The organism is Ruegeria sp. YTSA135, from assembly GCF_059610165.1.
Window position 1 is genome coordinate 14761 of sequence record NZ_JBXWNC010000010.1, and the last position, 16580, is coordinate 31340.

Consider the following 16580-nt stretch of genomic DNA (forward strand, 5'->3'; position numbering starts at 1 on the left):
GCGCGCAGCGCGGCAGTGCATTGGCGATACCGCTTTTTCCAAACAAGTTGGATTTCTAACCTATTCGTCGCCACACTGGCGCTCTTCCTGCTCATTGCCGAACCGGCCCTCGCGCAAAGCATCGACCTCTCCCCAATCCAGAGCCTGCTGCAAGGCATCGTCGATGCGCTGACCGGCCCGCTTGGCGTCGTCATCGCCACGCTTGCCGTTCTGGGCGTCTTCCTGAGCTGGTTCTTCAACATTATCGATCTCCGCCAGGCGCTCTGGGTGCTTGTCGGCATCGCCGGTGTTGCTGCCGCTCCCACCATTGTTGCCGCGGTCTTCGCCGGTGGCTGAGCGCTCGCCCCTCTTTCTCGGCCTCGTGCGGCCGCCCAAGCTTCTGGGCCTGCCCATCATGTATGCGATGGTCTGGCTCTTCGGCTCGGTGCTCTTGTTCGTCTGGGTCCAGCATATCGCGGTGCTGGGCGTGGCCGCCCTGCTCTACCCGGTGCTTTGGAAGGCCGCGGATTGGGATCCGCGCTTTATCGACGTGATGATGACGGCTTTGCAGGAAACCCCGCCCACGCGGAACCGCTCTATCCACGGCGGGGACAGCTATGCGCCCTAATACAGCACCGGATGAAGCACTCGATCTCCGCACGATGACGCCGGACTGGTATGCCCGTGAAACCCGCCTTGCGCATATGCTACCTTACGTCAGCCTGGTCAATGACCGCACCGTGCGGACGCGGGTGAACGAGCTTTTCCAGTGCATCCGGCTCGATGGAGTCAACAGCTACGCCACAGATGATGCCTATCTCGACAAGGTGACCGCGCTCTTCGCCCGGATCATCGCGCAGCTGGGGCCGGAATTCAGCTACTATGTCCACAAAGTCTCCAAGGCGATCACACCGGACCTCGAGCCCGTGCGCGAGGTCAGTTTTGCGGGAGAAGTTGACCGGCTTTGGCGCTCGAAACTCGAGAACAGCGGACTGCGCGACAAAACCCTGACGCTCACGGTCATCCATCGCCCGCCCTCCAAAAGCGTCCTGCCGTTCTTGAACCGAAGCGCGCCGGACCGTCTGAAGGAGGCCACGCAGAAGCGTTTGCGTCGTCTGGGTGAGGCCGTGAGCGTGTTCCTGTCAGGCCTGACGGAGCTGAACCCGCGCGTGCTGACTTCCGAAAGTGGCGAGTTGATCGGCTTTTTCGGGGCACTCAACACAGGCCAGGAATTGCCGCTCTATCCAGCCAACACCTATGGCTTCCTGTCCTTCAATGTCGCCAACACCAGGGTGACGTTTCACGGCGACCATTTCGAGCTTTCCGAGGGCGTCGTGGGCCACCGCTACGGTAAAAGTTTCACCATCGGGGAATACTCCGAAGCCACCTCCTGCACCATGTTCGACATGCTGAACCTGCCGGTCGACTTGATCGTCACGCACTCCTTCACGCCGATCAACTCGAACCTCATGGCGGGTCGGATCAAGCGGCAAAAGCGTCAGATGCAAGCCAGCCAGGATGCCGCCCTGTCGCTCATGGAAGCGCTCGACATCGCCGCCGATGACCTCGAGGCTAAACGCCAGAGCTTCGGTGAACACCACATGGTGGTGACGATCTTCTGTGACACGCTGGACGAGTTGCAAACACTCAGTGCCGAGATCGTGAACGCCGCCGCCGCCGAAGGCGTGAAGATGATCGGCGAGCGCGTCGCGGCCAAGGCCCATTACCTGAGCCAGCATCCCGGCAATCAGCCCAAGCGCGTCCGTGCCAGCGCCATCACCAATCGCAACTTCGCGGATTTCGCGGCGTTTCATCGGACCCAGCTCGGCAAACCAGCGGAGAAAACCCCTTGGGGCAAGGTCATCACCTATCTGCCCACGCCCGAGCAAAGCGCCTACCGGTTTTCCTATCACGAGCAGGGCAGCCCCGAAAAAGAACCGACCAGCGGGCATACGCTGATCATGGGACGGCCCGGATCGGGTAAATCGGTGCTCTCTGCATTCCTCATGACGCAAGCCCGTCGAGCAGGGGCGCGGATCTTCGTCTTCGACTACCGTCTTGGTATGGAGATGGCGGCCCGCGCCAATGGCGGGCGCTACGCCTCCCTGAACGCCGGGCAGCCCACCGGGCTCAATCCCCTGTGGACGGAAATTGACGCGCGTGGCACCGCCTGGCTGTCGGACTGGCTCGCCACTCTGCTTCATCGCGCAGACAAGCCGCTGACGCCTGCGCAGACCAACCGCATCCAGGAGGTCGTGCGTCAGAACGCGCAGGCTACGAACCCCGCCCTGCGGAACTGGCGGGATTTCGCATCGCTGTTCGTTTCGACCGATGATGGCGGCGATCTGCACCAGCGCCTGCTCGAATGGACCGAAGAGGGCCGCTATGGCTGGATCTTCGGGCAGACGCTGGAAGACACCTTCTCGCTCGAAGGCGATGTGGTGGGCTTCGATCTCACCGGTATTCTCGACAGCGAGGCCGAGAAGGAACGCATGGCTGTTCTTTCCTATCTCTTCCGCCGGGTCGAGCGCGAGATCGAGGACCGCCGCCCCACCATCATCGTGATCGACGAGGCCTGGAAGGCGCTCGACAACGCGTATTTCGCCGAGCGGCTGTCGAACTGGCTGGTGACCGCGCGCAAGCAGAACACCGTCGCGGTGATGATGACGCAATATGCCAGCCAGCTCGAGCGCACCCGGACCGGCAAGACCATCATCGAGGCGGTGCCGACGCAGATCCTGCTGCCCAATATCCGTGCGCAGCCTGCGGATTACGCCATGCTGAACCTCACGGAGAAGGAGCTCGACGTCCTTCTCAACACGGGCAGCAACAGCCGCCTCGCACTGATCCGTGACGATCAGGGCTCAATCGTCGTCGATGCCGATCTGAGCGCGCTTGGACCCAATCTCACCATCCTTGGCGGCATGGAAAAGGGCGAAGCGCTTGTCGGCGCCGATTACCGCGACCGCCCAGATTTTTGGAGGCTTTCATGATCCGTATTCTTATCGCTTTGGCTGCGCTCGGCGCGCTGGCCTCCTGCACCCAGTATCGGGAGCCGCAGGCCAATTGCTTTTCCTTTCTCGCCTCGACGGCAGCGACAGCCCAGGATTGCCACTTCGCACCGCTCGGCGCGCCGGAGGGCGACGTTGAAGTCTAGCCTGCCTCATATCCTCGCGTTTTGCCTGCTGCCCGGTCTCGCCTTGTCTCAAGGCGTGCCGACCAATGACAGTAGGCTGACCGCGCGTGACATCGTCGAGACCGGCGATCGCGAGGCAGACTTAGCTGTTCAGGCCGACAAGCTTGCAGTGCGCGAACTCATCGCAGAGATCGAACGGGAGCAGCTGGAAACCCTCCGACGCATCCTCGATGCCCAGACCAGCTTCGGCGGTCAGGGCCTGCCGGCTATGATCTCGGGGCTGGAAAGCGGCAGCGGCGATCCCGACCGCGCCGTGGAAGCCGTCTATGGCACGGGCGAGATCGATCCCAATCGCGGCGGTGCGCAGATGTTCGGGGATGCGTCTGAGAACATCGAGCAGCTCATCATCCGGGTCGCCCAGGAGACCAGCGGCTTTGCGGGTGTTGGCCGCGCAGGGCTCTCGCCCGTCCAGTGGCGCGCGTTGCTGCAAGCGCTGATCTGGCAGGAAAGCCGGTTTACGATTGGGGCACGGTCTCCCGTCGGCGCCTATGGTCTCACCCAGATCATGCCTGGGACGGCCAGCGATCTCGGCATCAACCCGGAATATTACGACAGCCCCTATCTGCAGGTGCATGGCGGCGCGCGCTATCTCGCGACCCAGCTCAACACATTCGATGGCAACATCATCAACGCCCTCGCGGCCTATAACGCCGGACCCGGCCGGGTTTTCGAGTATGGCGGCGTGCCACCCTTCCGCGAGACCCAGCACTACGTGTCGGTCATCCCTGAACGCTACAATCTCTATCTGAGCCGTATCGGCGGGATCGATGCGCTTGGCACGATCGATCCGGCGCTTCTCGCCAATGCCAACCTCTCGCTCACGGGTCATGGGGCGGCCTTTTATGGCAGCAACTCACCAGCCGCGATCCGCCAAGCCGCCCTGCGCATTTCCGACATCGTCGAACGGATTTCCGAGACTGAAGACGTGCAGGAAAGCATCGCACTCAACACCTATGCCCGCGCCGAACTCGTGCGCCTCGTCGCTGCACGCATCCGGCTTCAGGCGGCACGCACCCGCGTCCTTTCTGCCGAGGAGCTGGCCCAGGCCAGCGCCCGCATGGCCGAAGGCGCGTTCATGGATTTTACGATCAGGGAGATTGAATGATGGGACATCTGCTCTTGAGGACAGCTTTGGCCACGACACTTGGCGTTGGCTTGCAGTTCAGCGCCCTACCCCCTGCCGCAGCACAAGGTGTACCGGTCGTCGACACCCAGAACATCGCGCAAAACATCCAGCAGCTGCGGCAGATGATCGAAGACGAGATCCTGCAAAACGAGCAGCTGACGCAGCTCCGCGAACAGCTTGCCACACTCACGGATCAACTCGCGGAGCTGCAAAGAACCTATGAAGCGCTCACCCGACTTGCCGAGCTTCCCGAAATTATCCGGACGGAAATGGAAGACGAGTTGAACGGTCTGCTCGACCAGGAGTTCGGGGAAATCCTCGCCACGATTGAGGCGATCAAGACTGGGGATTTCTCGGGCCTCTCGGGCTCCGGCGCAGACGAAATCGAAACCCAGATGGACCGGGTGCTGGCCGATCTCGGCTTCGATGAAGACACGCTCTCGGAAATGGCCACCAGCGGTAATCCCGGGGCCAACCGTGTGGCCACGCAGGCAACAACCGGCGCACTCGTCTCAGCCGCCGCCCAGAACAGCTATGAAGATGCCGGCCAATCGCTCGAGCGGGTCGACCGCCTTGTCGGGCTCATCGACGACATGGAAGAGCTCAAGCAAAGCGTCGATCTCAACACGCGCGTGACAGCTGAATTGGCCATCGCCCTCGTGGCGATGTGGCAGCTGGAAGCGATTCAAACCGTGGGCGATGGCACCGGCGGCGTGATCGATGCCGCCACCATCGCCGAGGAGCAGCGCTTCATGGATTTCACGCTGCCCGAGCTGCGGGCCGAGTGAGTGCGGGGTGTGACGCGTGGCGAGTGAACAAGAGATCATCGAGGAAGAGCTGGTCTACGGTGCCCTGCGCCGTGAACGGCTTTGGCAGCGTCTTGGCCTGATGGGCCTTGTCTTCGGCATCATCGGCTGTCTGAGCGCGGCAGCTGTCTCGATCCTCGATGTCGACCCGCCCCCCGTCGTTGTCCCCTATGATCCCGCCACCGGCTTTGCACTCCCCGAAGCCTCGGTGGGCGCCTCCTCGGTGACCGCCAACCAGGCGATCATCGAGGCGGAGGTGTTCCGCTATGTGACCGACCGGGAGGTCTATAACCAGCTCGACAACGACCTGCGCATCCGCAGCGTCCTGCGCCGCTCGGACGGAGCTGCCGAGAGCGGGCTGCGCCAGATCTGGAACAGCGCCAACGAGAATTACCCGCCGACGGTCTATGGCCCCAATGCTCGGCTCGACGTAGAAATCCTCAGCATCAACCGGATCGGAACCAACCGCGCGACGGTCCGCCTGCGCAAGCGCCTGACGTCCATTAACGGCACCCAGACCGGCCTCTTCACTGCGACGCTTCTCTTCGAGTTCCGCCCGGAGACCCGCCGCTCCATCGATGAGGTCTGGACCAATCCATTCGGCTTCACCGTCCTCGAATATTCCATCCGCTCCGACAGATTGGAGAACTGACGTTGTTGTTTATCAGATCGCTTATTTTTGTCATTGCCCTGTTGCCCGGCCTCGCCTCTGCCGAAGCCATCCCGCGTGGCGGTCCCAACGACAGCCGAGTGCGCTTGGCCACCTACCAGGAGGGTCAGGTCTACCGTCTCAGCGTGTCGCTCACCCATGTGACCACCATCGAGTTCGGCGAGGGCGAAAGCATCCGCTCGATCATCGCGGGCGATACCGAGGGCTTCGAGATCGACGGCGTCCCGGGCGGTCAGGCCTTCGCGATCAAGCCTGTGGCGCGCGGGGTGCATACCAATGTGACAGTCTATACGAACCGCCGGAGCTACTACTTCAACGTCCAGGAGGTCCGCAGCCCAACCTTCTACGTGGTGCAGTTCCGCTATCCGGAGGACGATGCGCGCCCGACCCGGGCCATCGCCGCCCAAGCCCCGAACTACAACTACGGCGCCAGCGCGCGGACCGAGTTCACGCCAACGCGCATCTGGGATGACGGGACGTTCACGTATTTCGCGTTTCCAAGAAACGCGCCTGTGCCCGCGATCTTCCGCTACGCGGGCGGCCGTGAACGCACGGTCAACACGCAAACCCCTGAGGACGGCGTGATCCGCGTCAGCGGCGTAAACCGCCAATGGGTCCTGCGACTTGGCGAAGAGGTGATCTGCATCGAGGCGATCCCGCCCGCGGAGGCCGCCTCATGAGCGAGACCGAGAACACCGAGCTGGAAAAACGCCTCGCCGCCCTTGAGAAAGGTAGTGCCCGCGCCCCCAAGGTGGCGCAGCGCCGGTCGCCCCTTCTCGCGCTGATCGTGGTCCTCGTCATCGGCGCAGGTGGTGCCCTGCTCTATCTCCTCTCACAGCCCGACGAAGAGGAAGCCTTGCCGACGGCCACCCCGGACGTCTTCCAAAACGAGGGGGACGGCTTTGGCGCTATCGAGACCTTGCCCCCGCCCGAGCCCGAGGTTGTGTTCGTCGGACCGGATCCAGTCGAGCCCAACGCGGAGCTTCTGGCGCAGATCACCGCGCTGCAGGCCCAGATCGAGGAATTGCGCAACGCCCCTGAACCAGTTGTCGAGGAAGACACCGCCGCCGCAGAGGCGATCGACGCGCTGACCGCCCAGATCGCGGCGCTGCAAGCCGCCTCGGAAGCCGCACAGCAACGATTTCAGGACGAACTGACGGCGCGGGATCGCAGCCTTGAGCAACTCCGCATGGATCTGGAACTGGCCCAACTCGAGGCCAGCCGACCGCAACCCGCGCCAGTGGGCCCCACGGAAGATGAGCTGCGCGCACGCGAGCAAGAGCGACTGCGCCGCGAGGAAGAAGCCCGGCGCATGGCCGAGCTGGTGCGCCGCGCCGCGGAGGAACGCGCCTTCCAGGAGCGGCGCATCACCTCGCCCACGATCGCTTTTGGCGGTGCCTCCGGAGCGAATGAAACGGCTCTGACTGAACGCACTTTTGGCGAGGTGACAGATTTCGTGCTGAACGGCGCGCTGCCCTCGACCGTGACGCAGGCCGAGGTGATCGCCAATCCCTCCAACACGATTCTACAGGGCACCATGATCCAGGCCGTGATGGAAACCGCCCTCGACAGTTCGCTGCCCGGCCAGACCCGTGCCGTGGTCTCCGAGGATGTCTACAGCGTCGACGGCACGCGCCTCCTGATCCCGCGCGGATCGCGTCTCATCGGGCGTTACCGCGCGGGCGTCGATATCGCGCAGCGCCGCGTCACCATCGCCTGGGATCGGATCATCCTGCCCGCGGGCCAGACCGTGCAGATCAGCTCCTTTGGGGGCGATGAACTGGGCCGCTCCGGTGTCACCGGCTTCGTGGACACGCGCTTTGATGAGCGCTTTGGCTCGGCTGCACTGATTTCCCTGATCTCCGCCGCGCCAAGCGCCGCCGCTGCAAATGTGCAGGACGAAACCGCCGCGGACGTGCTCGAAGACGTGGGCGATGATCTGGCAGATGCCACGGACAGCGTCATTGGCGATTACCTCTCCATCGGCCCCGTCATCTATGTCGACCAGGGCGCCCGCGTCACGGTCATGGTCGACCGCGATCTGGAGATATTCTGAGCCCATGTCACTAAGCTATCTCGAAACCTCGCTCGACCGGATCGACGCCGCCGCTCGCGACGATGTCATCGAGATCTGCATCAACCCTGATGGCAGCTGCTGGGGCGAATTCCAAGGCGATCACTTCATGCGCGCGCTGGACCAGAGGCTGACGGGCGTTCAGGTCAGGGACCTCGGCAACCAGATCGCCTCTTCGGCCAATACAACGATGAGCAAGGACCGCCCCATCGTCTCGGTCTCGATCACCTACAAGGGGCGCCCGATCCGCGCACAGGTCATCACCCCGCCCGCCGTGCTCTCGGCCATGTCGATCAGCCTGCGGTTCTTCTCAAGCCTGCCACTCGAGGGCATTGCGCTCGATTTCCTCTTCGGAAAAGAGCGCAAGCTCGAAGACCTGCGCGTGGAAAAAAAGCGTGCCTTGCGCGCAGTGGTGGCCGCGGGTTTGATCGATGATGCGCTCGCCTTCTGCGTCGAGAACAAACTCAACATGATCGTCTCGGGCGGCACCTCCACCGGCAAGACCGTGGCCGCGCGCAAGATCCTCTCTCACGTACCGGCCGAGGAACGCATCGTCACCATCGAAGAAGCCGCCGAGCTTCTGCCGACCCAACCAAATGCCGTGACCCTCATCGCCAATCGTGACGCGGAATTCCAGACCGCCGATGTGCTTCTCACCGCCACGCTGCGCATGCGCCCCGACCGGATCATCCTGGGCGAGGTGCGCGGCAAGGAGGCCATGACCTTCCTCGAGGCCATCAACACCGGCCATGGCGGCTCCATGACCACGCTGCATGCCGAAACCCCGCAACTCGCCGTGCAGCGTCTCGCAATCGCAGCGCTCAAGACCGAGATCCCCATGACCTATGCCGACATGATCCAATACATCGAGAATTCCATCGACGTGATCATCCAGGCCGGTCGCCATGACGGCCGCCGCGGCATCACCGAATTCTACCTCCCCGGCGCAACTGAGATTGGAACTTCCCCATGAAGACATTTGAATACGATATCCTGTCCTTTCCCATGACTCGTAAGACCAGCCTTGCCGACATGCAGGCCAGCCTGAATGCCAAAGGTGCAGAAGGCTGGGAGGTGGTGTCAATCAGCTCCTCTGAATTCGCCAATGTGGGACACACCGTTTTCCTGAAACGCGAAACCACACCCGCTGGAGCCACGGCATGAGGCAGGCGCAGCACCTCGCCTTGGCCGCGCTGGCCCTAAGCCTGACGCCTACCTTCGCCGTTGCCGAGCGCAACCTGGTGCCAACCCTCGATCGCAGCCTTGACGTCTGTCCGGACCGGCCCGCCGAGCCCGTCTGGATGCAGGAGATCCCCCTGCGCCAAGCCTATCAGCGGGTTCTGGTTCAGGACATCTATCGCGCCCAGAACCTCGAGCGCATCGTCGAGACCGGCAGCTGCGACTGCGAGACGCGGTTCCCGTCCTGGGACGCTGCCGAGGCTGTGTTTCAGGAGAGGTACGCGAGCGACGAACGATGGGAGATGCTGCAAGCTTCGGACTCCTACAACCGCCGCGCCAACGCCGCGCGCCCTGCCGCCAAGGCCATCTGCGACGCCGCGGGCAACTGGTAAGGCAGCCCCGCGATGAGCGTCGTCACCTATTTCGTTGAAACCTCCCAAGCCTATCTCGACACCGCCGCTGAGACCCAGTTTGGTGCGGTTGCGGCAACGGTCGGCACGCTCCTGGTCTTGGGGACAACGCTGGTGGTGATCCTCGTCGGCATCAACATGATCTATCAATATCGGGCCATGGATGGGCACACGGCATTCTGGCTCGCGGTCAAGATCGGGCTCATCGGGATATTCGCGACCAATTGGATGCAGTTCAACGCGTTCTCGTCTGCCATTCTCTATGGGATCGACAGTATAGCGGGCGCGCTCGTGGCCTCCGTCGGCGGCGGCAGCCCGGGGCCTTCTGGAACTTTCGCGGAGGAATTCGACCGGCTGATCGCGGAGCTGGGCGACTATCTGAACGCTGCCGGGTCCGAGCTGAACTGGATGGCTGGCGCCATGCTCGACATCGTCGGTGTTCTTCTGCTCTCGATCCTCGGCGGGCTGGCCGCCTTCATCCTCGTGGCCTCCCGCCTGATGATCGCGCTCCTGATCGGGATCGCCCCGGTGATGATTTTCCTGACCCTCTTCGAGGTGACCAAGGACTATTTCGCGCGCTGGCTGTCGGCGCTGATTTCCTTTGCGCTCTACCCCATTGTCGTCGCAGGCGTGTTCGCAACGATCACAGGCGTCTCCTCAGCGCTCATCGGCGAACTAGGCGACCCCGAAGGGGCCTCAAACATCGGCGCACTAATCCCATTCTTCATGATGGTCCTCATGGCCAAGGGCTTCATCATCGCAACACCCTTCATTGTCCGCGCGATCTCCGGCAACATCATGATGCCTGCCCTCTCCGGAGGCCTCGGTGGCGGATACAGTTTCGCCCGCGCCGCCATGGGAAGCCAGCAAGCCTACAACCGCTATCTGATCGGAGGCGCAAGCGGCGCAGAATACGCAGCCCTCAGGGCGCGGCAGTTCTTTGGCGTGCAGCAGATGCCCGTGAGGCAAGGGATGGGGCAGACGGGTTCCGCAGGAGCCGCAGACTCTGGGTCCAAAATGCTAGCTCAGCTAGAAAGACTGGGACGGCTTGGGCGACGGTGACGGCCCAGAGCGGTCGTTGACGATGTCCTCAAGCGCTGCGGTGCAACTTCACCGGAGCGGCCATTTGCCTCGTCTAGCCAATTCAAAAAAGCCGGTGTTTCCATTAGCTACTCTAAGTGCTGGCCGATATCTTTTAAGACGTCACCGAGATTATCATCCCTGGAGTCATCAGCACAATCAGTCCGCGCTCAGCACCAGTCATTTCGAGATACGCCTGTACCTGTGTTCGGTAGTGTTCGCGCATTTCAGCATCCGGCGCCACGTCGCTCTTCCAGTCCACCACGACGGCAGGACGGCCCTCGGGTGTGAGCGTCAAGGCATCCACGACGCCGACCGTCACCATCTCAGCCCCATCGCTCGCCTGCGCGGCATAGACAGGAAACTCCGCCAAGAGACCTGGTCGCAAGGCCGCGATTTCGGGCAGCGCAAAGGTCCGGACGACAGATCCCGTCAGTTCCTGGGTCGACAACCCCTTGGCCGCATCGGCGACAGGGGATTTACCGAGCGCGTGAATGAGTTGAGCAGCCCTTTCGGCGATGGCGGCCTCAGTCTCATCTATTTCACCAGTCAGAACCTCTTCCATGAGCTTGTGAAGGATGAGGCCGCGCTCGCGTCCCCCTTGGACCGGAGGCTCAGCTTCCATCTTTGTCGCCAGTTCGTCAGCAGTGCCTTTCCAGAGCTTAGCCTCTTCCTCACGCAGCACCTTCCCGGATGCGCTTTCGTCCCGGCTGGGCGCAAGCCACGTAAGTCGTGTTTGTATTCCAGCAATGGCTTCGGCTTCGGCTGCGAATACAGCGCGGGTCTGGACATTACCAACTTCACCACCCGTTTTAGGCACCTCAGCAGGCAGATAGGAGACGTCCAGTTCAGGGAGCTCGGAAAGCAACAGATCGACGATACCAGCCCAGGCCGACCTGGAGGGTTTCGTGTCGAGCCGGGGCAGGACAAGCATTTCACGGGCGCGAGTGGCGGCGACATACCAGAGCCGGACGCGCTCGCGGTCCAGTTCGTCCTTTTCGGCCTGGTACACCGCTTCATGTCCGGCGGGATGAACGCCCATAACAGAGCAATAGAACGTCTCTGTCTCCCGGTCGATGACTGCGCTGTCCGGCGCCTTTGCTGCCGTCATTGTATTGACCGGAATTACAATCGGCCATTCGAGACCTTTGGCAGAATGCATTGTGACGAGTGAGATGGCTTCCTCTTGCGCATCGGGCCGTCCCTCGACGGCCCGCGCCTCGTCAGACCATGCCGCTGTCATCGCTTCGGCGAATGCTCGCAGACCGCGCACTGCATAAGAAGTCGACAGGCTGAGATATAGATCCACATTTGCAAGAGCGCGTTCGGCTTGGCCCCGGTGACGGTTGAGGAGAACCGGACGGACCCTCAATACGTCCACAGCCTGCGAAAGCAGTTCATGCGGTGTCGTCGTGTTTCCACGCCGGTAGAGTGACTGCAGTTTTTCGAACACCTCGCTCAAAAGCGGATGATTGATGAAGGCGGGGTCAACGCCGAGGTGGAGGCGCGGAATTCGATCATGGTTTTCTTCGGAGCGGGGTAGTCCCCAAACTACATCAAGGAGCTCTTCTTCAGTCAGTCCGATCAGAGGCCCACGTAGCAGTGCTCCGAGTGCCAGCGTGTCGCGGCGATCGGCGAGGACTCGAGTTAGTGCGATCAGATCCTGGATTTCTTGCCGTCGGAAAAGGCCTTTTCCGGCCTGGGTCGCCACCGGGATGCCGCGGCGCTCCAACGCTTCTTCATAGCGCCAGAGCTCTGTGCCTGTCGGTGCCAGCAGGGCAATGTCTCCCGGCTGGCAGGGGCGCTCTGCCCCACTGCGGCGGTCGACAATGGGTTTATCTCCGATTAGGCGCGCGCACAAATCGGCGATCGCATCTGCCTCGGCATCACGCTGCTCCTCTGCGCTTGCCTTACCGTTTTCGTCGGCCACAGCGATGTCAATGGCAGCCACACACAGGTCGCCATTGCGATTTTCATGAAACGGATCAAGGGCGGTGAATCCGGGTTGTCCATTGGACGAGAGAACAGCCTCGAAACGCTCGTTCACGAAGGTAAGAATTGAAGCAGAGGACCTGAAGTTAGTGGCGATGGACAAGAGGCTGTCTGGGTTCTGGACATGAAAGGCATTACGAGCCTGCAAGTAAGCGCCGACGTCGGCGCCACGGAATCGGTAGATCGCTTGCTTGGGATCGCCCACCAGGAATAGCGCTCCAGGACGGATCTCGGTTTGGGTCCAGTCCTTGTTGGCGTCGACCGGATCGCCGCATAGCCGCCAGAAGATCTCGGTTTGCAGGGGATCAGTGTCTTGGAACTCATCAACAAGGATATGCACGAAGCGCTTCCCGAGAGCGCGGCGGACGTCGTCATGGTCGCGCAGAAGATCGCGCGCAGAGAAGATCAGATCATCAAAGTCGAGCTGGGCGCTCGCTCGTTTATGATCGCGATAGCGATGCAGAATAGGACGCACCTCATCGATCAGCCTCGACAGAACCTGACTGGATGTCGCCTGAACGGCTGAAGTCCAAGCATCGCAGCAGGCAACGTACAGAGCGTCAGCTGCGTCGTTGAGCCGATCACCATCAGCTTTGGACATGCCAGCTTGCTTTGCCGCGGCAGCCCATTTTCCCTTCTTACGGTACGCGAGAAAGGACCCGGCTCTGGTGGATAGATCCGGGTGTGGACGCGAGGTCAGGATGTGGATTAGGCCGGCAGGAGTCTCGGGATCAGGCCCGGCCGCAAGCGCGGCAGCCATCTCTACCAGCCGCTCTGCGATCACCACCGTTTCGGGCTCCGTCACCTGCTCCCTCCGTAGGAAGGCCGCGAAATCCGCGGTCACCGTCTGGAACGCGGCCAGATGACGATCCAGCGGAGTGACTGACGGCGACGCGAGAGTGCGGCGACGCCGCTGGTTTTCGGCTATTTTCTGGACGAGCCCGACGGCTTCGCGTGGGCTGTGCAAAACTATTTCGGCCAGCACACCGTCCTGATCACCGGACAGGTGTTCACGCAGCCAGCTGTCAACGATCTCGAAAAAGATCAGATCGGCCTGATTGCGATCCATCACGGTGGCGCCGGGATCGATGTCAGCCTCGGCCGGATAGGGCTTGATTAGGCGCTGACAGAAGCCATGGATGGTCGAGCAGGTGATTTCGTCGATCGCGGCGCTTGCGAAGGCAAGATTCTCGTGCTGCACCTTTGACAGCCCGTTGGGCAGCGCTGCTTGCAGTTCGACCGGGATCTTGCCGTCTGAGAGGTCAGTGACAAACTCACGGACACGAGAAAGCAGCTCGCTTGCGGCAAGTTCAGTAAAGGTCACGGCAGCGATCGAGCGTGGTGGAATCCCTTCAGCCAGCATGGCGGCAATGCGTCCAGCCATGATGGCAGTCTTGCCCGAGCCCGCGCCAGCCTCGACAAGGATTGACCTGTCATGGAGGACAATAGCTTGGCGACGGGCCTCATCGTCCTTCAGAATCTTGGGCATATTGGTCATCATTCTGCCTCCCAAATCCGAGCTGCTTCGCCCAGCCGTTCCGTTGCTGCGGTTAGCTTGCGTTTGCTGTAGGTGGCACCAGCGTTAGCCGGCAGAGCGAAGGCAAGGTCATCAAACGCCCCCCCTGTGTCGGGGCCTGGAAGCGCTGCGCCACTTGCAAGGCTTGCCCTTGCCGCTCGAAGATAGCCCGTGATCTCAGTGAGCGCGGCTTCCGGGTCGCTGAGTTGGAGGTCGATCGGCTCGCGAGGGTAGAGAAGCGAAGCGCCGATCTCGACATCTTCGCCCAGAAGCGCCCTGACCGCGAACGCATAGAGGCAGCGCTGAAGCTCGCGCCCCCCATCCAACCCTTTGTCATCTCGTGGCGTACGACCGGTCTTATAGTCGCGGACAAGCGCGCGCTTGCCGTCGCCTGAAAGATCCAGTCGATCGATGTAGCCGGCGATCTTGAACCCTGTATCGGGAATTGTGACGGGCGCGCTTGGGTCCCATGGCAACGCCACTTCGGACTTCGGCTCAGAGCCACCGAAGGGAACTTCGCCGAAAGAGCGAGCATCCGGAAAAAAATCGTCGCCGTAAGTCAGAGCGCTGGCGGCGAGCAAGCACGCGTCATCCAGAGTTCGTCCCCAGATGATTGGCGGCGGCACAGCGCGATCGCTTTCCCAATGCCCTGCGACTGCTTGTGTCGCCAGATCCACAGCAGATTTAATCGTTCCCGCGTCGGCAGATGCAAGCCCCCCCGCGGCCTCCAGGTCGCGCAGGGCGCGATCGAGGATCATGTGAACCAGGTCGCCCACGCCGAGGGCATCGAGCACCAGTGGCTCGGTGCTGCTTTGAGGTTCTCGCCATCCAAAAGCGTAGATCCATACGAAACTAAGCGGGTTGCGCAGCAGGCGTCGAAGCGAACTAGCTGACTGAGTGCGGTCTAGGATCGCCTGAATGAGGGGATGATCCGCTCGAATGAGTCCGTCGTGCGCTGTGAGTTCCGGGCTTTGCCAGTCGCGCCAGCATGCTCGAGCGCTGACAGTTTGCGGGTCGGACGCGAACTCGTGCGGCCGAGCCATTAAACGGTCGGTTTCACTGAAGGAATGCTCCGGCACTGAGTTGCGGCGGAGGTAGATTTCCTCGCCGTGCCCATCGAGCAGCGGGCTGCGCCCCAGCAGTCGTCCGTCGCTGTCGCGTCGGGCGCGCGAAAGGCAGACCTCGCCGTCGGTTGTCGTGAGAATCGTCTCGAAATCCCGCCGGTCGGCAAGGTTCACGGAAAGTGGATCAAGCACATCGGTAGGGATGATATGCTCAGGGATCAGTCGATCTTCCTCGATACCACGCGGCCAGCGCGAGGAGTTCAGCCCAAGCAAACGAACGAAGCGGCGAGGCGACGCCGCGAGCGCGCTTGCTGGCATCCAAGCCACGGAGACGCAGGCTTCCAGTCCATCATCCTGCTTCAAGGTCTCGATCGTTGCATCAATCGTTGCAGCCGATCCCGCAAGCAGCGACTTGCGCCAGATCGCGAGCGCTCGCCCCTTGAGAAAGGCCTCGCCGATTTCCTCCACAGAATCGGACCCCTTCATAAGTAACTCGACCGCAACGCGGAGTTCCGGCGCGTGATCCGTGTCATCAGACCATTGTTCCGGCATCAGCTTTTTCAATAGACGATCCCAGGCAACTGGCGTTGAGAGGGGCGCATCTGTCGGCAGGATGCTCAGCCAGCCTTTGGGCAAGGCTTCGAGGAGACCGGAGTCCCGGCAAAGGGTGGCCAGACGCCTCAAACGTGACTGCGAAAGTCCGCGCACGACAATATCGGCTAGCGCAGCGGCCGTCTGCCCGTCACGCGTTGTGATCGCCCTGACGCCGTGGACGAAGTGCAAGTCGATATTGGAGTCCGCGCGCAGGGCCAGAAAGTGGTCGTCATAGTCAGCGGGCGACGCGGTGGCGATGCCGATCTCCGATGGCAAGACGCCCGAAGCGAGAAGCGACCGCACCCAACGCATGGCCTCGACCGCTTCATGGTAGGCTGTCGCTGCACTCACGGCACCGATGCCTGGCACATCCGCAGGCGCCTGCGAGATGTTGACGCCAGTAGCCTCCAACCACGCAGGAACGCTCCGCGGTCCTGCCGTCCATTGCACTGGCACGTGTGCCGCCAGCGCACCAAGCAGCGGCCGCCAACAGGGCGACAGTTCGGTGAGACCGACGATCTCAATTGGGCCGAGGACGGCGGGCGAATGCTTGATGCGGTCGGTCGCGGCCGCGACAATGTCGACAGGGCGCATCATTCCGGGCGGAAGCTCACGGAGGACGGCTTCTTCAAGGCTTGCAATGGCGTCAATGCGCAGATGTTCAGCCGCACGCGCCGCGGGTTCGATGCCGGCGCGCCAGGCTTTATGGAGCGTGTCGGCAGCGGCGTCGATCATGCCCGGGAGGTCCTTTATGCTCTCCAGCTCGCCCAAAGTGGTCACCGGCAAAGCAGCCTGGACGGCGGCTCGAAGACTTTCTTCATCGATGTGCTGAATGAAGCCGCCCGCTAGCCGGACGGCTAATTGCTCAAAAGACATAACCTGAAGACCGTGGCG

Annotated in this window: 15 protein-coding genes; 13 read left to right on the plus strand and 2 right to left on the minus strand. The window is 62.0% G+C overall.

Features of this window, described 5'->3' with window-relative positions:
• The first annotated feature begins 51 nt into the window (after window positions 1-51).
• Genes AC2FIT_RS14035 through AC2FIT_RS14095 form a run of 13 tightly spaced genes read left to right on the plus strand, consistent with a single transcriptional unit; the run spans window position 52 to window position 10502 of the window.
• On the plus strand, window positions 52-336 hold the full coding sequence (locus AC2FIT_RS14035) for a TrbC/VirB2 family type IV secretion system protein (protein WP_496830647.1): 285 nt from the start codon (window positions 52-54) through the stop codon (window positions 334-336).
• Complete coding sequence (locus tag AC2FIT_RS14040; RefSeq protein ID WP_008327373.1) at window positions 329-607, plus strand: VirB3 family type IV secretion system protein; 279 nt, start codon at window positions 329-331, stop codon at window positions 605-607. Before AC2FIT_RS14035 ends, AC2FIT_RS14040 begins: the two co-directional genes overlap by 8 nt.
• Entirely contained in the window at window positions 597-2972 is a 2376-nt protein-coding gene (locus AC2FIT_RS14045) for a VirB4 family type IV secretion/conjugal transfer ATPase (protein WP_496830431.1), read from the plus strand. The genes AC2FIT_RS14040 and AC2FIT_RS14045 overlap by 11 nt, the downstream gene beginning before the upstream one ends.
• Window positions 2969-3136, plus strand: coding sequence for a hypothetical protein (locus AC2FIT_RS14050; protein ID WP_009815545.1), 168 nt, complete (start codon window positions 2969-2971; stop codon window positions 3134-3136). Before AC2FIT_RS14045 ends, AC2FIT_RS14050 begins: the two co-directional genes overlap by 4 nt.
• Window positions 3126-4280 carry a lytic transglycosylase domain-containing protein gene (locus AC2FIT_RS14055; RefSeq protein WP_496830433.1) on the plus strand — a complete coding sequence of 385 codons (1155 nt, stop codon included), beginning with the start codon at window positions 3126-3128 and terminating at the stop codon, window positions 4278-4280. The genes AC2FIT_RS14050 and AC2FIT_RS14055 overlap by 11 nt, the downstream gene beginning before the upstream one ends.
• Window positions 4280-5089, plus strand: coding sequence for a type IV secretion system protein (locus tag AC2FIT_RS14060; protein WP_496830649.1), 810 nt, complete (start codon window positions 4280-4282; stop codon window positions 5087-5089). The genes AC2FIT_RS14055 and AC2FIT_RS14060 overlap by 1 nt, the downstream gene beginning before the upstream one ends.
• A 16-nt stretch (window positions 5090-5105) precedes the next feature.
• Window positions 5106-5759 (plus strand): VirB8 family type IV secretion system protein, encoded by a 654-nt coding sequence (locus AC2FIT_RS14065; RefSeq protein WP_074647028.1) that lies wholly within the window; start codon window positions 5106-5108, stop codon window positions 5757-5759.
• Between the two features lie 2 nt (window positions 5760-5761).
• On the plus strand, window positions 5762-6457 hold the full coding sequence (locus tag AC2FIT_RS14070; RefSeq protein ID WP_496830436.1) for a TrbG/VirB9 family P-type conjugative transfer protein: 696 nt from the start codon (window positions 5762-5764) through the stop codon (window positions 6455-6457).
• Complete coding sequence (locus tag AC2FIT_RS14075) at window positions 6454-7833, plus strand: TraB/TrbI/VirB10 family type IV secretion system protein (RefSeq protein ID WP_496830438.1); 1380 nt, start codon at window positions 6454-6456, stop codon at window positions 7831-7833. Before AC2FIT_RS14070 ends, AC2FIT_RS14075 begins: the two co-directional genes overlap by 4 nt.
• Window positions 7834-7837: 4 nt before the next feature.
• On the plus strand, window positions 7838-8824 hold the full coding sequence (locus AC2FIT_RS14080) for an ATPase, T2SS/T4P/T4SS family (RefSeq protein ID WP_496830440.1): 987 nt from the start codon (window positions 7838-7840) through the stop codon (window positions 8822-8824).
• Window positions 8821-9015, plus strand: coding sequence for a DUF4177 domain-containing protein (locus AC2FIT_RS14085; RefSeq protein WP_040182603.1), 195 nt, complete (start codon window positions 8821-8823; stop codon window positions 9013-9015). Before AC2FIT_RS14080 ends, AC2FIT_RS14085 begins: the two co-directional genes overlap by 4 nt.
• Window positions 9012-9422: a hypothetical protein gene (locus AC2FIT_RS14090; protein ID WP_496830443.1), complete on the plus strand. Its 411-nt coding sequence runs from the start codon at window positions 9012-9014 to the stop codon at window positions 9420-9422. Before AC2FIT_RS14085 ends, AC2FIT_RS14090 begins: the two co-directional genes overlap by 4 nt.
• Before the next feature lie 12 nt (window positions 9423-9434).
• Complete coding sequence (locus tag AC2FIT_RS14095) at window positions 9435-10502, plus strand: TrbL/VirB6 family protein (RefSeq protein ID WP_496830445.1); 1068 nt, start codon at window positions 9435-9437, stop codon at window positions 10500-10502.
• Between the two features lie 133 nt (window positions 10503-10635).
• On the opposite strand, the gene AC2FIT_RS14100 is transcribed toward AC2FIT_RS14095, so the two are convergent.
• Both AC2FIT_RS14100 and AC2FIT_RS14105 read right to left on the minus strand, forming a co-directional pair.
• On the minus strand, window positions 10636-14013 hold the full coding sequence (locus tag AC2FIT_RS14100; protein ID WP_496830446.1) for a UvrD-helicase domain-containing protein: 3378 nt from the start codon (window positions 14011-14013) through the stop codon (window positions 10636-10638).
• A complete protein-coding gene (locus AC2FIT_RS14105) occupies window positions 14010-16562 on the minus strand; it encodes a PD-(D/E)XK nuclease family protein (RefSeq protein ID WP_496830448.1) in 2553 nt (850 codons plus the stop codon). Before AC2FIT_RS14105 ends, AC2FIT_RS14100 begins: the two co-directional genes overlap by 4 nt.
• Window positions 16563-16580 lie beyond the last annotated feature (18 nt).